Below are 16,321 nucleotides of genomic sequence, written 5' to 3' on the forward strand. Positions count from 1 at the left end.
AATCCTACGCGCAGATGGAAGATGGTGGCGCTGGTTTTTTCAACGCGGACTATCGGGGGCCATCGGTATGAACTCATCTTCAACAACGAGTGGCGAGTCGGAGGAAGCTTCGCATCGGCTAGACGCAATGTCGGACGACGCAAAGTCGTTACTGCTCGGGCTCGTGTTGACAGGCGTCGTGCTGGCCTTCGCCGTGATGGCGATGATCTGGGCAACATCTCGCTCCCCGCTCAAAGGCAAGGACTGCTCCGGCCGCATCGCAAACGACGAACATGCGAGCTTCGTCGCGTTTTCCAGGATCCGGCAGACCAGGGTGCGTTGCTGCGGTCGATCCAGGACTGCGCGAAATGAGTGTGTGGTTGCGGCGGCTTAGCGCGCTCGCCGGCCGCGCCTCGTCGGCCGCGCCATCCCACACCCCCGCCAGGGACTATCCCACTTCCTGCCATACCACGGGCACAATACGCGGCGATAATGCCGGGGGCATTCGCGCCTTTTCCGTTCGATATCCGAACGCACCGATGCCCGCGCCGCCAGTGTTCCCTTTCGATGCATCCATGAGCCACGCCACCGCCGACCACCCCGCTTCTGCCGACTCCGCCCCGAACTCGCCGCGCTTCCTGCTATTCCTGATCTGCCTGTTCGCGTCCGCCGGACAGCTCGCCATCGACATCTACGTGCCCGCGCTGCCCGCGATGGCGCGCTATTTCGGCACCTCGCCGCAGGCGATCCAGACCAGCGTTACCGGCTACATGGCCGCCTACGCGTTCGGCCAGCTGATCTTCGGCCCGATCGCCGATGCCCATGGCCGCAAGCGCGTGCTCGCGTTCGGCCTCAGCGTCTACACGGTCGGCTGCCTGCTGTCGCTCGCGGCGCCGAATCTGGAGACGTTCATCCTCGCCCGCGCACTGCAGGGCTTCGGCATCGCGAGCACGAACCTGCTCGCGAAGGCGATCATCACCGATTCATTCGCGGGTCAGGCGTTGCTGCATGCGTTCACGTACATGGCAATCGCATGGGGGCTCGCGCCGATCGTCGCGCCGGTGATCGGCGCGCATCTGCAGACCGCGTTCGGCTGGCGCGCGTGCCTCGTGTTCCTGCTGATCTATTCGCTGGTGATGTGGGCGCTGCTGTGGCGCTATCGCGAGACCTTGCCGAAGCCCGTGCATCTCGAACCGCGCACGTTGATCGCTAACGCGCGCAAGGTGCTCGCAAGCCCCGTGTTCCAGAGCTGCTTTCTCGCGCAGGGCCTGTGCTACAGCATCCTGCTCGTGTTCAACATCATCGGGCCGTTCATGGTGCAGACCACGCTGCACAAGCCGCCGACCTTCTTCGGCTACCTCGCGCTCGGCATCGGCATGATGTACTTCCTTGGCGGTCTATCGAACCGCCTGCATGGCCCTGGGCTGCCGAGCGCCGAGCAGCGGCTGCGCTTCGGTGCGCGGCTGATGGCGGCCGCGTCGATTGCGATGCTGCTGCTCGCGCTGACGGTCGGCCTGCGCGTCTGGACGCTCGCGACGCCCGTGCTCGTGATGGGCTTCTGCGCCGGCGCGATGTATCCGACGCTGATGGCGAAGGGCAACTCGCTGTTCCCGCACATCGCGGGTCTGACGAGCGCGATTCTCGGTTGCGCGCTGCTGCTGGTGTCGTCGGCGATGATGGGCCTGGCCGGCTTCGTGTCGGTGCAGGTGCTCACGCCGCTCGCGCTGTTCTTCATGGCCATCGCGTTCGTCGTCGTCGTGATGGTGACGAAGCTGCTGCGCCATCTGGCGCAGGTATCGGGCGACGACCGCCTGACGACGCCTTCCCGCGCCTGACGCTTCAGAGTAGCCGCAAGCCCCCGTCACACTCGATCACCGCCCCCGTCATAAACGTGTTCTCCAGCAGAAACTGCAGCGCGTGCGCGACATCGTCGGCCTGGCCGACGCGCCGCGCCGGTAACGTCTCGCTTTGCTGACGAAACAGCTCGCTCTTCACGCTCGCGTGAAATCTGTCCCACCACGGCGTATCGATCACACCCGGCGACACCGCGTTCACGCGCAGCGGCGCGAGTTCGCGCGCGAGCGTGCCGACCATGCTTTCAAGCGCGCCGTTGATCGCGCCCAAACCCGCCGTGCCCGGGTTCGCGATGCGCGCCGAAATCGCGGTCAGAAACGTCAGGCTGCCGTCGCGACGCAGCCTGGCTAGCGCCGTCTGCGCCGCTTCGAGCTGCGGCCAGAACTTGGCCTCGAAGCCGCGCCGCAGCGCTGCCAGATCGAGTTCGGCGAACGGCCCCGCGCCTTCGCCGCCCGACAGCGTCATCACCAGATGATCGATCGGGCCGAGCCCGCCGAAGAAGCGCTGCAGCGCCGCGCGATCGGTGCAATCGAGCGCTTCGCCCCTCACCCGTCCACCGATGCCGCTCAACGCATCGTCCAGTTTGGCGCGGTCGCGCCCCACCGCGACGACGCTCGCGCCGGCCGCAGCCAGCCGTGTCACCGTCGCGAGCCCGATACCCGACGAGCCACCCAGCACCGCGACCTTCTGATTTTGCCAGTCCATGTCATTGCTCCTGAGAGTGAACGGGAGACCCCGTGGCAGTAGAATGCGCGGTGCGTGCCCATCATTCAAATCGTTTAATGTCATGGCCAATATCATTGAAAATGATTTTCGGCGCTTCGACCTGAACCTGCTGCTGAGCTTCCGCGCGCTGCTGGAAGAGCGCAGCGTCACGCGTGCCGCGCAGCGGCTGTTTGTTGCGCAGCCGGCCGTCAGCGGCGCGCTCAAACGCCTGCGCGAGACGTTCGGCGACGCGCTGTTCGTGCGCACGCCGCAAGGCATGACGCCGACGCCGCGCGCGCTCGAACTGGCGCGGCAGATCGAGCCGTTCCTGCAATCACTGCATCAGGCGCTCACGCAGCCGGCCGTCTTCGATCCGGCACGCGCGCAGCGGGTGTTTCGCGTCGGCCTCAGCGATTCGCTCGAACTGCTGTTGATGCCGGACATCATGGCGCGCCTCGCCGACATAGCGCCCGGCGTGAAGCTGATCGCGCGATCCACCGATTCGACGCGCGCCGTCGCCCCGTTCAAGCCAGGAGGAAATCCCGATGACTCATCACATCGCAAAAGGCACCTTCATCGTCTCCCTTCAACCGATGCCGTTCGAAAACGCGGAGGCCGAATCGAAGCTCGGCCGCATGTCGATCGACAAGCAGATCTCCGGCGATCTCGCCGCGACCACCCAGGGGCAAATGCTGAGCGCGATGACGAACGTCAAAGGCTCGGCCGGCTATGTCGCGCTCGAACAGGTCACGGGTACGCTGGCGGGCAAGCGGGGCACGTTCGTGCTGCAGCATATCGGCGTGATGAATCGCGGCGCTGCGACGCTGAAGGTGAGCGTCGTGCCGGATTCGGGCACCGGCGAGCTGAGCGGCATTGAAGGTGAGTTCAGGATCGACATCGTCGACGGCGCGCATTCGTACGAATTCGCTTATCGTCTGCCCGGCGATTGACAGCAAGCGGGATACGGAGCTGGACCCCGTATCCCGCTGCGATGCTTTCTAGTCCAGCACGGGCGCGCTCAATGCCCCGCGATCGCCACCGATGCCGTCAACGCATTCGGATCGCGCGAAGAAGCCCCCGCGATCATCTGATAGACGCCACCGTTGAGCTTCCATGCATGGTTGGTCGCGTCCCACGTCGACAGCAGCTTCGGCGCAATCGATACGCTGACCTGCTGCGACCGCCCCGCCTGCAGCGCGACCTTTTGCCAGCCGACCAGACGCTTCGGCGGTTCGCCCAGACCACTCGGCAATGCCGCATAAATCTCGGCGATTTCCGCGCCCGCGCGCGAGCCCGTATTCTTGACGGTAAAGGTCACGGTCACGTTGCCGCTCGCATCGACTTGCGCATTGAGGCCCGAGTAGCTGTAGCTCGTGTAGGACAGCCCATAGCCGAACGGGAACAGCGGCGCGATCTGCTTGCCGTCATACCAGCGATAACCCATGAACAGTCCTTCGCTGTAAGCGACGGTGGTATCGGTGGCAGAAATCGTCGGCTGCGGAAGATCCGCGTCCCGCACCGGGAACGTGATCGGCAATTTGCCGGACGGGTTCACGTCGCCGAACAGCAGATCCGCAATCGCCTGGCCGCCCTGCACGCCTGGATACCATGCTTCGAGCACACCGTGCACGTTGGCGAGCCACGGCATCAGGACCGGGCTGCCGTTCTCGAGCACGACGATCACGCGCCGGGCTTGCGCCGCGACCGCCGTGATCAACGCGTTCTGATCGTAGCTCTGGTTATTGCTGTCGGTCGTGTTGCCCGGCAAGCTCAGGCTCGGCAGATCGGTGCCCTCGCTTTCCCATTGCGTCGCGAACACGATCGCCACGTCCGCTTTCGCGGCGGCGGTCGCCGCGGCCGTCGCGTCGGTGCCGTCGACGAACGTCACGCTCGCGTTCGGCGCCTTCGCCCGGATCGCGGCCAGCGGCGCGGACTTGTACCACGTCGCGCAGGTGCTCAACAGCGGCGACGAGGACACGCAACCGGACACCGCGTTGCCCGCGGCTGCCGGCACCGCGCCCGAGCCGCCGCCCGACAGCACGCCCGCATCCGCGTGAGCGCCGATCACCACGATCGACGACAGCCCGGCCGCGTTCAACGGCAGCACGGCTTGCGAATCGCCGCTCGCCACCGCGTTCTTCAGCAACACCGACGATTGCTGCGCGACCTGCAACGCGAGCGCATTGCCCGCGGTTTGATCGACGCTGCCGCCGGTGGTCGGCGGGGAATCGAAAACGCCATAGCGGATCATCGTGCGCAGCTTGCGCTGGACCATGTCGTTGAGTCGCGACATCGGCACGCTGCCGGCGTTGACCGCGCTCGTCAGCGCGGCGTTGAAATACGACGTCAGCGTAAAGCCCGGAATCGACGGACCGCCGCCGAGATCGCCGGGTTCTTCTTCATCGAGGCCGGCCAGGGCCGAGGCGACCGTACTATGCGTGGCGGTCCAGTCCGACTGCACCACGCCCTTGAAGCCCCACTCGTTCCTCAGCACGGTGGTCAGCAGATACGGGTTTTCGCACGCATACACGCCGTTCACGAGATTGTACGAACACATCACGTTGCCGGGCATGCCCTGCGTGACGCCGAGTTCGAACGCGAGCAGTTCGGTTTCGCGCATCGTGCGTTCGTCGACGACCGAGTTGCTGGTCATGCGGTTCGTTTCCTGATCGTTCATCGCGTAGTGCTTGATGGTCGCGATGACGTTCTGCGCCTGCGTGCCGATCGTGCGTGCGGCGCTCAGCGTGCCGGTCAGTACCGGGTCTTCGCCCATGTACTCGAAGGTGCGACCGTTGCGTGGTTCGCGTGCGAGATTGACGCCGCCGCCGAGGCCTTCGCCGTAACCGAGCACGCGCAGCTCGGTCGCGATGCGCGCGCCGTATTGGTTCGCCAGCGTGGGGTCCCAGCTTGCCGCGAGCGCCACCGGCGCGGGCAGCGCCGTCGCGTTCGAGTTGACGACGTTGACGCCGCCGGCCGAATCGGCCATCGCGACGCCCGGAATGCCGAGCCGCGCGATGCCGGGAATGTAGCCGGCTCCGTTGACGCCGGCCGGATACGGACCGCCGAGTCCCGCATTGGGGATGCCCACGCCGTGCACGAGCTGGATCTTTTCGGCGGTCGTCAATTGCGCGACCAGCGCGGCGGCACGCGCATCGGCGCGCGCATCGGGATCGGTCGGCAACGGCGGGGCACTGACGCCGCTGCCATTGCCGCACGCGGCGAGTACCAGCGCGACACCGCAAGCGATGGCGCTTGCGGCAAAGGGTATCGTCAGCTTCCTTGTCATCATCTCGCTCCGTCTTGCCGTTGTCGGCAATGTGATTTGCTTACATAAGGTTTTCTCGACGCGCTACCGGCACGTCACGCGTGCTGTTACGCTTGGTGCTTGCGGTAATGCGACGAAAGAAATTCTAGGGATGCACGGGAAACGCGCTTGACCGATGGGTGCAGCACTTGACCGATACGGAGTCAGGAAAACCCGCACACAGGGTTCGACCGGAGGAGGCACAGTGGATTTGCGTCAGAAGTCCGTATCAGCGCGCATCTATCGAGGATTGCTCGACGCGGCGGAGCGGGAGGGTCTCGATCGCGCGAAAGTGGCCCACGATATCGGCATCGACGAGGCCGACATCGCAGCGGCGGATGCGCGAGTGCCCGGTGACAAGCACGTCGCCATGCTCCAACTCGCGGAAGGCCGCCTCACGCGCGGCGCGCCCGAGGGCGACGTGCTGGACAGTCTGCTGTATTTTCCCGAGTTGGCGGGCGTGCTGTGCAATAGTCCGACGCTGCGCGACGCATTGCGCCATTACGTCGGGTACCGCGACCTGATCGGTAATGTCGACTGGCTCGTCATGCACGAGCATGGCGACGAAGTCGCATTCGAATACGTGACGGAAGGCGAAGGGCGCAACGCCACGAGCGCGCTCGGCAATTTTGCGCTGATTGCGAGTGTCGCGAAGCTCTATGACGTGCGACTGCGCGTGCGCGACGCGGGCATCACCGATGCGCGGCTTGGTGCGATCCCGGCGCTCGGTGGGGCGTTGGGTGTGCGCGTCCAACTGGATCAGGCTCGCAATCGGATGGTGTTGCAGTCGTCGGCGCTGGATCGCGCGTTCGAGGTTTACAACGCGCCGCTCGCGAAGATTCACATGCATGCCGCCCATGGAATCTTGCAGCGGATTCGCGAGCAGGGCCGCTTCTCTCCGACGGTCGAGCGATGTCTGCGTGACGTGCTGCGCGAGCACGCCGAAGCGATCGAACCGAAGAGCCTGCAGACGATCGTCTGCGAGCGGCTGTCGCTGACGCGCTGGACGTTGCAACGCAAGCTCGCGGCGGAGCGCAAAACCTTCAGCGAAGTGCTGACGCAAATGCGTATCGAGGAAGCACGCATGCTGCTCGCGCATACACCGATGTCGATCAGCGAGATTAGCGAACGGGTCGGCTTTGCCTCGACGACGGCGTTTACGCGGTTTTTTACGCGTGCATGTGGGGCGCCGCCGGCGCGGTATCGGGGGCGGTGCAGGGTGTGATCGTCCTATGATGAGCATCAATCAGGACATGACTCGACTGTTCGGCGTCATGGGATCGATCGTATCCGTGGTCGCGTTTCTGCCTTATGGACTTGCGATCTGGCGCGGCACGGTACGCCCTCATCTTTTTACCTGGTTGATCTGGTCGCTCGTCACGGCGATCGCGGCCGTGGGACAGTTCGTCGCCGGTGCGGGTCCCTCGGCGTGGTGTACGGCGGCGATCGCGGCCACCTGCTTCTTTGTTCTGGTGGCAAGCGTTTTTCGGGGCGAACGTCAGCGGACCGCTTTTGATTGGCTTTGCCTCGCTGCGGCGTTGTCCGCTATTCCGCTCTGGATAGTCACTCATGATCCGACGTTGTCCATCTGTCTTGTGACGCTGATCGAACTCGTCGGCCTGGGGCCGACGGTTCGCAAGACTATTCGTGATCCGTGGAGTGAGAGTCTTTTGTACTTTGCGCTCTGTGTTTTTAAATACGCGCTCGCGATTCTTGCGCTGCCGAAATGGAGTGTGGCGGTGGCGTTTTATCCGGCGGTGAATATCGTGGCGGCCAGTAGCGTTTGTTTGTTGATGGTGGTGCGGCGCCGGCGGGTGGGAGCGTATTCCGGGCACAAGGTTCGGTGAGAGGCTCCCGAAAGACAGCGCGACGATTGGCAGCGCGCGATCTGAATGCGCCTTCCTTTTGTCCGATATTCATCAGGTCGCCGCAAGTCGCATCGATTACACTGATTTTCGCTATGCGACTTTCAGGCGTGGCTGACCCACGAAGTCACCATTGCGCGGACTTTCGTGCATCCCTTCCGCACGTATCCGCCGACACTGGGCTAAATACGACTGCCTGGTGAAAGCGTTTCGCCCTTCACCACTTTGGCCTGCCCCCTGGTCCCTCGAACGACGGCGACCAGATATCGCTGCGGCCATTTCAAATCGACTGTTTTCGCTTGATTGAATCAGGCGCCTGATCCGGCTGCCGATAGGCCCTTTGCACGCCGCGATTTCATGCGCCTGATTCGCTGACAAGGAGATGAAGATGAAGACCCGGCAATTGAGCATCTGGTCGGCTATAGCCGTTGCACTTCTGTCGCTGAGTGGCGCCGCGCAGGCCGGTGGCGATGACGGCGACCGTGGCCGTGGCGGTGGCGGCGGTCTTTGCTCGAACGCAACGCTAAAAGGACCTTTTGGGTTCATCGGTCACGGCGTGATCCTTGGGTTGCTGGATTCGAGCAACGTGCTGCATCCGTTCGCCACCCAGTCGATCCTCGATGACGTCGCTCTCGTGACATTCGACGGCAACGGCAAATTTACCCGCACCGATTTCGGGAGCATCAACGGCGTGCCGAAAGGTGGACAGATAACCTTCAATCCGGCGCAGAAAGGCACTTATTCGGTGAAATCCGATTGCACCGGCACCATGTCGATTGTGTACACCGCCGGAGGACCCGTGCCAGCCGGCGTCGTGACCGACCTGAACATCGTGGTCACTTCGGACGGGACGCAGGTCGAATCCGTCGTCTATCGGGCGAGCATCCCGTCGGCCGCGTCGGCCCCCGACGGCTACAGCTGCCCGATGGATTGCGTGCAAGGTGTGCAGGAGGCGTTCGAAGGGAAGAAGGTTCTGGTCTACGGCTTCCGGTAGTTGGGTACTGACGTATCTGATGAAGTCGCGCTTGCCGCCGGCTTTTCAACCGGCGGCGCGCTCGCTTCATCGGTGCTGCGCTCAGTGCCCTGGCCGATCGCCCACCGCGACCGGCGCATGCTTCGTCTGCCGGCTCAACATCAGCGTCACAACCGCGGAGAGCGCCAACGTCGCGCCGACCACGTAAAGCCCCGCCGTATAGCTGCCTGTCACGCTCTTGAGCCAGCCAATCGCAAACGGCCCGACGAAGCCGCCGAGGTTGCCGATCGAGTTGATCATCGCAATTCCCGCCGCCGCCCCGGCGCCCGACAGGAACATGCTCGGCATCGCCCACAGCGGCGCCTTCGCGGCACTGATGCCCACGTTCACGACGACGAGCGCAAGCACGATCATCAATGCAGTGGCCGCATTGCCGGCGAACACGAAGCCGACGCACGCGAGCGTGCACGGAATCACGACGTGCCACGTCCGTTCGTCGGTGCGATCCGAGTGCTTCGCCCATAGCACCATCGCGATCACCGCCAGCACGCTCGGCACACCGGCGAGCAGCCCGGTTTCGAAAGAGCCGAAACCGTATTGGCGGATGATCAGCGGCGCCCACAAGCCGAGCGTATAAAGTCCCGCCGAGGTGCCGAAGTAGATCAGCGCGAGCGCGAGCACGCGTGGATCGCGCAACGCGCTGAGCGCGCCGGCCGTGTGGCCCGCGTGCGCGTGGCGCGCGTCGGCTTCGAGCTTCAGCTTCGCGATCAGCCAGTCGCGCTCTTCGGGCTGCAACCAGTCGGCTTGCGCGGGCTTGTCGGTCAGATACTTGAGCACGAAAAAGCCGAGGACGATCGCAGGCAAGGCTTCGAGCACGTAGAGCATCTGCCAGTCGGCAAGTCCGGCAATGGGCGGCAGCTTCATGATCGCGCCGGAAATCGGCGAGCCGATCGCGGTCGAGATCGGCGCGGCGGCCATGAACCACGCCGCCGCGACCGCGCGCTGACGCGCCGGAAACCACAGGCTCAGATACAGGATGATGCCTGGAAAGAAGCCCGCTTCCGCGACGCCGAGAATGAAGCGCAGCGCGTAGAAACTGTTCGGCCCGACGACGAACGCGGATGCGAGCGACACGAGCCCCCACGACACCATCACGCGAGCAATCCAGCGCCGTGCGCCGACCTTGTGCAGGATCAGGTTCGACGGCAGCTCGAACAAAAAATAGCCGATAAAAAAGAGCCCGCCGCCGAGGCCGAACGAGGTCGGCGAAAGACCGATCGCCTTGTTCATCGACAACGCGGCGAAGCCCACGTTCACGCGATCGAGAAAGCTCACGAAGTACAGCAGCATGACGAACGGAATGATCCGCAGCATCAGCTTGCGGGACACCCGGCTTTCGAGTTCTGAAGTCATTGTCTCCTCCTGCGGCGCGCGGCAGTGGGCCGCGCGCGATTTGCGCCCGGTTGCCGCCCGGATGCCACCCGGTTCCTGTTCAGTTCACGCCAAGCCGACGCTCAAGCCGCGTTCGCCGCGGGCGTCGCCGCCTGCTCGATGAACGCGCACACGGCCGCTGTCACCTGCGCGGTCGTGGCGGTGCCGCCGAGGTCGCGCGTGTGAAGCGACTTGTTCGCGGTGACCGATTCGACGGCCTGCATCACGCGCCTGGCTGCGTCGAATTCGCCGAGGTGTTCGAGCAGCATCACGACCGACCAGAACGTGCCGACCGGATTCGCGAGCCCCTTGCCCATGATGTCGAACGCGGACCCGTGGATCGGCTCGAACATCGACGGATAGCAGCGCTCCGGGTCGATGTTGCCGGTCGGCGCGATGCCGAGGCTACCCGCGAGCGCGGCCGCGAGGTCGCTGAGAATATCGGCGTGCAAATTGGTGGCGACGATCGTGTCGAGCGTCGCGGGACGATTGACCATGCGCGCGGTCGCCGCGTCGACGAGCTCCTTGTCCCACGTGACGTCCGGAAACTCCTTCGAGATTTCGAGCGCGATCTCGTCCCACATCACCATCGCGTGACGCTGCGCGTTGCTCTTCGTGATCACGGTCAACAGCTTGCGCGGACGCGATTGCGCGAGCAGGAACGCGAAGCGCATGATGCGCTCGACGCCGGCGCGCGTCATCATCGACACATCGGTCGCGGCTTCGATCGGATGGCCCTGATGCACGCGGCCGCCGACGCCCGAATATTCACCCTCCGAATTTTCGCGCACGATAACCCAGTTCAGATCGTCGGGCTTGCAGTACTTCAGCGGCGCGTCGATGCCGGGCAGGATGCGGGTCGGGCGCACGTTCGCGTATTGATCGAAGCCCTGGCAGATCTTCAGACGCAAACCCCACAGCGTGATGTGATCGGGAATGTCCTTGTCGCCCGCCGAGCCGAACAGGATCGCGTCCTTGTCACGGATCGCGTCGAGCCCGTTCGCCGGCATCATCACGCCGTGCTGGCGGTAGTAGTCGCCGCCCCAGTCGAAGTTCTCGAACTCGAACGTGAAGGCGCGCGTGCTCTTCGCGAGCGCGTCGAGCACCTGCGCGCCGGCCGGCACGACCTCCTTGCCGATGCCGTCGCCGGGGATGGTTGCGATGCGATAGGTTTTCATGTCTCCGTCCTGTGCTTGGTGAATGGCGTGCGTGCACTCTAGCGCGATCCCAGGGATAAAAACCGGTGCTAAACTCAAAGCATCTTTAACTTGCATTCACAAATGCGAAGGCGCGGAACAGACGATGCACGACACCGTCCAGCCAGCGGATCTGAGCTTTTTCTCGACGCTCGCCGCGAGCGGCAGCCTCAGCGCGGCCGCGCGCGAACTGGGGCTGACCGCGGCAGCCGTCAGCAAGCGCCTCACGCAGATGGAGCAGCGCGCGGGCGTCGCGCTCGTCAACCGCACGACGCGCCGCATGACGCTTACGCCCGAAGGCGAGCTATATGTAGAACACGCGCGGCGAATTCTCGACGAGATCGACGAACTGGCCGAACTGCTTGGCTCGGCGAAGAAGACCCCGAAGGGCTTGCTGCGCGTGAACGCGACGCTCGGCTTCGGGCGCAGCCATATCGGGCCGGCGATCTCGCGCTTCGTCGCGCGGTATCCACAGGTGTCGGTTCAACTGCAGCTTTCGGTCACGCCCCCGCCGCTCACCGACGACAGCTTCGACGTCTGCATCCGCTTCGGCGAGCCGCCCGATACGCGCGTGGTCGCGCGCCGGCTTGCGGCGAATCGGCGTCTGCTGTGTGCGGCGCCGTCGTATCTGGCGGCGCACGGCCTGCCGCTCACGGCGCACGATCTGACGCGCCACGATTGCATCGGCATTCGTCAAGGCGACGAAGCGTACGGCGTGTGGCGGCTGACGTCGGGACGCGGCGCCGCGCGCAAGACCGAGGCGGTGCGCATCAAAGGTACGCTGACCACCAACGACGGCGAGATCGCCGTCAAGTGGGCGCTCGAAGGACACGGCATCCTGATGCGCGCGGAATGGGACATCCGGCAGTATCTCGCGGATGGTTCGCTCGTCCAGTTGCTGCCCGATCACGACACACCGAACGCGGATATCTTCGCGGTGTATTCGCCGCGGCAGCAGATGTCGAATCGGATTCGCGCGTTCGTCGAGTTTATTGCGCGGGAATTGGGGGGTGAGGTGGGAGCGGGGGCGTAGTGCAGCACAGCGGTTGACTCGAGGTGGAGCTACCCCGACACATTGCGACACATTGAGTAGAAGGCTGTTTCTCGCTGGAGGGAAGCTGAATCGCAATCTGGACGGTCATATCAGCGGATGGTCACTATCTGAAAATCGAGTACTGCTTGTTTTGATGGGCTGGGCTCGCTAGTGTGTGCGTTGAGTCTGGTCGCTTTTTACTGGCAAAGGAGAAGCAGAAAAGATGCGCTATGTCGCTGATACGGAAAAGGCAGATGATCCGATCAACGAAAGCCACGCGGCTATTTATCTCGGGCAAACACTGGCTGGAATCACTGTGATTGACCAGTGGAACGGACATACCAAACAACCTCCGCATCGGCGCACTATCCATTTCCGTCGCGGCAAGGGCTCGCCTGTTAATGATGGGAGCCAATATTATGTTGTCGAATAAGGTGCTTTTCCTGGCAGTTTGCCTCCTGGCAACAAGCGCCGCGTGCGCGTCGCCAACACAGGTCCGATTCAAATGCCCAAACGTGCTTTCCACAGAAGGGCAACATCATGTTCTGGATAACGCATCCCTGTTCGATGGCCCTCCAGAGCACGAGGCAGACCTTATTCCTGCGTCAGGAAAAACATCTGACCAGTGGGATTTAACGGGCGTTGACCCCTATCTGGTATGCCGCTACCACGGCACTAACAGCACCGTTGTGATTCATGCTGTTGGGGCTCGGACCTGCGAAGCCACGAGCAGACCCTTTGCTGTTCACTGTACCTCTCGTTAAATGGATTTGGATAACCAAAAATGGCAACCCGGCTTATAGCTGCCGCGGTTCGTGCAGACCATTGCAGCGCGCGCGGAGTGAGTGAAGGGCATGAAGCCGAATGCATTGCGAAATACGAGCACGATATGATGGCGTGCGACATGATCGGCGCTACATTCAGAGATTCCCGAACGTACCTACTGTGCAAACGAAAAGCGTTCTCCGCCTACCAGACTTGCAGAGCTTTCTGGTGAGTCACGAATCCGCCTTCATTTCCTATGACGACGAGCAAACGCAGCAAATCAAATATTGCGTTGTTCAGCATGCGCACGTGCAATCTGCGATCGATCGCGCGCTTACAATTCCGGTCCCCCGGATGCGCCCGAAAACTCCGATGCCCCAATTACAGACGAAGATGCACCGAAGCTCGGAAGTATGGCGATGCTGTGCCACACTAAGGTGCACCATGCGCACATCACTCACTATCGAATAAAAACCCTGATATCGTAAAATCGAGGAAATAGGGACCGCCTCCATCCCATTAGTCACCAAGGCCGGACCTGACCAAACCGGGTAACGATGCCGAGACCAGACCCCGCGCTGTACCGCAGCCACAGAACGCCGATGACGCGCCGGCGGCGGCGTCTTCTGATCGTCGGCGTGATCGTGCTCGTCGCCGCGGTCGGCTGGATGCTCGCGCTCGTGCTCGAGCCCGCGTTCCAGCGCACGATCGTCATCACCTCCGGCGCGGACGGCGGCATTTATCGCGGTTTCGCCGATCGCTACGCGCGGCTTTTGAAGCGCGACGGCATCAAGCTCGACATCCGCAGTTCATCGGGCTCGGTCGAAAATTATCAGCGGCTGGCGGACCCGGACAGCGCGTATCAAGTCGGCTTCATCCAGTCGGGCACGACCAATCCGAAAGACACGGACCATTTGCAAACCATCGCCGCCGTGTCGTACGAACCGATCTGGGTGTTCTATCGCGGCGACGCGACGATCGACCGGCTGTCGCAACTGCGCGGCAAGCGCATCTCGATCGGCGTGCCGGGCAGCGGGCTGCTCCACGTCTCGCAGGTGCTGCTCGGCTATAGCGGCGTCACGAGTCAGAACTCGACGCTGCTGCAGATGGACGCAAACGCCGCATACCACGGGCTCGAAAGCGGTCAGGTCGACGCGGCGTTCTTCATTGGCCGGCCCGACGCCGACATGCAGCATACGCTGCTCACCAGCAACCTGAAGCTGATGAGCTTCGCGCAGGCCGACGCACTGGCGCAAAAATTCCCGTCGCTGTCGAAGATCGTAATGCCGCGCGCATCGACGAGCGTCGCCGACGATATGCCGCGCAGCGACGTCACGCTGCTCGCGGCGACGGCGCTGCTCGTGTCGAAGGACACGTTGCATCCGGCGCTCGTCTATCTGCTGCTCGACGCGGCGCGCACGGTGCACGGCGGCGAGGACTACTTCACACCGCTCGGCACGTTCCCGAACCTGAACACCGAAGAATTCCCGATCTCCGACGAAAGCGTGCGCTACTTCAGATCGGGCCGGCCGTTCCTATATCGCTACCTGCCGTTCTGGCTCGCGAGTCTGATCGAACGACGGCTGCTGATCCTGGTGCCGTTCCTCGCGCTGCTGATCGGCGTCGCACAGGCGCTGCCGAGCATGCTCGAAGCGCGGATGAAGAAACGGCTCTTCGTGTGGTACCGCGCGATCAAGGCGCTCGAGGACGAAGTGTGGAAGAACGCCCAGCCGTCTCGCGCGCAAGTCGCGCAATGGAGCGACGAGATCGAGAGCATCGACGCGCACGCGAGCCAGATTCGAATTCCGTATCGTTACTTTCAGGATGTTTACGCACTGAAGCAGGCGATCGGCGTGGTGCGCGACCGGATCGCGCATGTGGCGCAGAAGGTGGACAGGTAGAGACGGCGCTCGCTTACCCATGCGCGTTGCCGGGGTATTCACCACCGTCGAATCGGTTGATTTTCCGCGCGGCTACGCCGTATGGGCGCTCGCCGCAGCGCAAGAAGAAAATCTCTGTGAAATGGATCGCGCGATAGGGCGATTCAATTGGCGCGCTCGCGGTTCGCATTCTGTAATGAACTTCTGCCCTGTCGTACGCGTACCGCCATCCCGCCCGCCGCACCACCCGGAGCAAGCCATGTCGCAGCCTGAGCCGAATGTAGACGAAGTGGTCAAAAGCATCGCCGAGGAAACCGACACGCCGGCCGAAACGGTGTCCCGCATGTACGCCGATAGGCTCGCCGAAATCCGCAACGAAGCGCGCGTGTTCGACTACGTGCCGCTGTTCGCCGCGAAGAAGGTTCGCAACGAACTGCGCGACAAGCATCATCGAAAGCACTGACTCGCGGTATGCGGTATGCATCGGCTCAGCGCAATCTTGCACGCGCCCGTGGCTCCAGACTTCGCGCATGTGGTGGAGCTAACAATCGCGCCGTAGATTTTCTATGCTGGCGGTTCCACAGCTTTCCAAAGGAGCCGCCCTCATGTCCGCCCCGCTGCAGATCCGCGCCGTCAACCGTGACGATTTCGATGCATGGCTGCCGCTATGGGACGCCTACAACGCGTTTTATGGCCGCTCGGGCGAGACCGCGTTGCCGCGCGAGATCACGCAAATCACGTGGAATCGCTTTTTCGATGGCTACGAGCCGATGCATGCGTTCGTCGCGGAACGCGCCGGGCAGTTGCATGGCATCGTGCATTTCCTCTATCACCGTCACACGACGATGGCCGGACCGATCTGCTATCTGCAGGACCTGTACACGCTCGATAGCGAGCGCGGCAAGGGCGTCGGCCGTGCGCTGATCGAGGCGGTCTATGCGCGGGCAAAAGCCGACGGTGCGCAACGCGTGTACTGGCAGACGCACGAGACGAATCGCACCGCGATGCAGCTCTACGACAAGGTCGCGGACAAATCGGGGTTCGTGGTTTATCGCAAGGCGCTTTAACGCACGGCGCTGCGTCAAAGCCCTCGCAGCCGCGCGCTCCGGGCCGACCAGGCGTAGCCATCGGCGCAAACATGACGAACTCGAATTGACCGTCGACCGTTATGCGACGCAAAAATGTCATCCGACCGACGCGCGGCAATGGCTACTATTAGCCGTCGATGTCACGCATCACAGCTGGCGTGTGAAGCGCCGGCTGCCGTAAAACCGCGAGGCCAGCCGGCCTCGGCGAATCCATAACCGGTGTCGCGCGCGCCGCTTCGAGCAGCGCC

15 protein-coding genes and 1 pseudogene are annotated in these 16,321 nt (G+C 63.3%); 12 read left to right on the forward strand and 4 right to left on the reverse strand.

Going from position 1 to position 16,321, the window contains the following annotated elements; genetic code table 11:
* Window positions 1-554: 554 nt before the first annotated feature.
* On the forward strand, window positions 555-1,814 hold the full coding sequence (locus F6X42_RS17180; protein ID WP_187635367.1) for a multidrug effflux MFS transporter: 1,260 nt from the start codon (window positions 555-557) through the stop codon (window positions 1,812-1,814).
* 4 nt (window positions 1,815-1,818) lie between these two features.
* Here the strand turns inward: F6X42_RS17180 and F6X42_RS17185 are convergent, their stop codons facing one another.
* Window positions 1,819-2,538 carry an SDR family oxidoreductase gene (locus tag F6X42_RS17185; protein WP_187635368.1) on the reverse strand — a complete coding sequence of 240 codons (720 nt, stop codon included), beginning with the start codon at window positions 2,536-2,538 and terminating at the stop codon, window positions 1,819-1,821.
* 82 nt (window positions 2,539-2,620) lie between these two features.
* Between F6X42_RS17185 and F6X42_RS44015 the strand changes: the two are divergent.
* Together F6X42_RS44015 and F6X42_RS17195 are read left to right on the forward strand one after the other, a co-directional pair.
* A pseudogene (locus F6X42_RS44015) lies at window positions 2,621-2,776 on the forward strand (LysR family transcriptional regulator); the annotation flags it as partial.
* A 307-nt stretch (window positions 2,777-3,083) separates the two neighbouring features.
* Window positions 3,084-3,488, forward strand: coding sequence for a DUF3224 domain-containing protein (locus F6X42_RS17195; RefSeq protein WP_187635369.1), 405 nt, complete (start codon window positions 3,084-3,086; stop codon window positions 3,486-3,488).
* Between the two features lie 68 nt (window positions 3,489-3,556).
* Here the strand turns inward: F6X42_RS17195 and F6X42_RS17200 are convergent, their stop codons facing one another.
* The gene (locus tag F6X42_RS17200; protein WP_187635370.1) at window positions 3,557-5,824 is read right to left on the reverse strand and encodes a beta-glucosidase; all 2,268 of its coding nucleotides are present in this window, start codon (window positions 5,822-5,824) and stop codon (window positions 3,557-3,559) included.
* A gap of 223 nt (window positions 5,825-6,047) precedes the next feature.
* Between F6X42_RS17200 and F6X42_RS17205 the strand changes: the two genes are divergently transcribed.
* From F6X42_RS17205 to F6X42_RS17215, 3 genes are all read left to right on the forward strand, one after another.
* Complete coding sequence (locus F6X42_RS17205; RefSeq protein ID WP_187635371.1) at window positions 6,048-7,067, forward strand: helix-turn-helix transcriptional regulator; 1,020 nt, start codon at window positions 6,048-6,050, stop codon at window positions 7,065-7,067.
* A gap of 7 nt (window positions 7,068-7,074) precedes the next feature.
* Window positions 7,075-7,689: a hypothetical protein gene (locus F6X42_RS17210; protein ID WP_187635372.1), complete on the forward strand. Its 615-nt coding sequence runs from the start codon at window positions 7,075-7,077 to the stop codon at window positions 7,687-7,689.
* A gap of 406 nt (window positions 7,690-8,095) precedes the next feature.
* The gene (locus F6X42_RS17215; RefSeq protein WP_187635373.1) at window positions 8,096-8,701 is read left to right on the forward strand and encodes a hypothetical protein; all 606 of its coding nucleotides are present in this window, start codon (window positions 8,096-8,098) and stop codon (window positions 8,699-8,701) included.
* A gap of 81 nt (window positions 8,702-8,782) precedes the next feature.
* Here F6X42_RS17215 and F6X42_RS17220 read toward each other — a convergent pair whose 3' ends face one another.
* Both F6X42_RS17220 and F6X42_RS17225 read right to left on the reverse strand, forming a co-directional pair.
* Window positions 8,783-10,093 carry an MFS transporter gene (locus tag F6X42_RS17220; RefSeq protein ID WP_187635374.1) on the reverse strand — a complete coding sequence of 437 codons (1,311 nt, stop codon included), beginning with the start codon at window positions 10,091-10,093 and terminating at the stop codon, window positions 8,783-8,785.
* Window positions 10,094-10,194: 101 nt separating this feature from the next.
* On the reverse strand, window positions 10,195-11,289 hold the full coding sequence (locus F6X42_RS17225) for a tartrate dehydrogenase (RefSeq protein WP_187635375.1): 1,095 nt from the start codon (window positions 11,287-11,289) through the stop codon (window positions 10,195-10,197).
* A gap of 124 nt (window positions 11,290-11,413) precedes the next feature.
* Between F6X42_RS17225 and F6X42_RS17230 the strand changes: the two genes are divergently transcribed.
* The 6 genes from F6X42_RS17230 to F6X42_RS17250 all read left to right on the forward strand — a co-directional run bounded on the left by F6X42_RS17230 (window position 11,414) and on the right by F6X42_RS17250 (window position 16,052).
* Window positions 11,414-12,340: a LysR family transcriptional regulator gene (locus F6X42_RS17230; RefSeq protein WP_187635376.1), complete on the forward strand. Its 927-nt coding sequence runs from the start codon at window positions 11,414-11,416 to the stop codon at window positions 12,338-12,340.
* A gap of 223 nt (window positions 12,341-12,563) precedes the next feature.
* Window positions 12,564-12,773 (forward strand): BPSL0067 family protein, encoded by a 210-nt coding sequence (locus F6X42_RS17235; RefSeq protein ID WP_187635377.1) that lies wholly within the window; start codon window positions 12,564-12,566, stop codon window positions 12,771-12,773.
* Window positions 12,760-13,104, forward strand: coding sequence for an STY0301 family protein (locus tag F6X42_RS45895; RefSeq protein WP_376776374.1), 345 nt, complete (start codon window positions 12,760-12,762; stop codon window positions 13,102-13,104). The genes F6X42_RS17235 and F6X42_RS45895 overlap by 14 nt, the downstream gene beginning before the upstream one ends.
* Window positions 13,105-13,707: 603 nt before the next feature.
* Window positions 13,708-15,006, forward strand: a complete 1,299-nt coding sequence (locus F6X42_RS17240) for a TAXI family TRAP transporter solute-binding subunit (protein WP_187635502.1) — start codon at window positions 13,708-13,710, stop codon at window positions 15,004-15,006.
* A 238-nt stretch (window positions 15,007-15,244) separates the two neighbouring features.
* On the forward strand, window positions 15,245-15,448 hold the full coding sequence (locus tag F6X42_RS17245) for a DUF3562 domain-containing protein (protein WP_187635378.1): 204 nt from the start codon (window positions 15,245-15,247) through the stop codon (window positions 15,446-15,448).
* A 142-nt stretch (window positions 15,449-15,590) separates the two neighbouring features.
* Window positions 15,591-16,052, forward strand: a complete 462-nt coding sequence (locus F6X42_RS17250; RefSeq protein ID WP_187635379.1) for a GNAT family N-acetyltransferase — start codon at window positions 15,591-15,593, stop codon at window positions 16,050-16,052.
* The last annotated feature ends 269 nt before the right edge of the window (window positions 16,053-16,321 follow it).

It is taken from the genome of Paraburkholderia podalyriae, assembly GCF_014397785.1.
In the GTDB taxonomy this organism is placed as follows: Bacteria; Pseudomonadota; Gammaproteobacteria; order Burkholderiales; family Burkholderiaceae; genus Paraburkholderia; species Paraburkholderia podalyriae.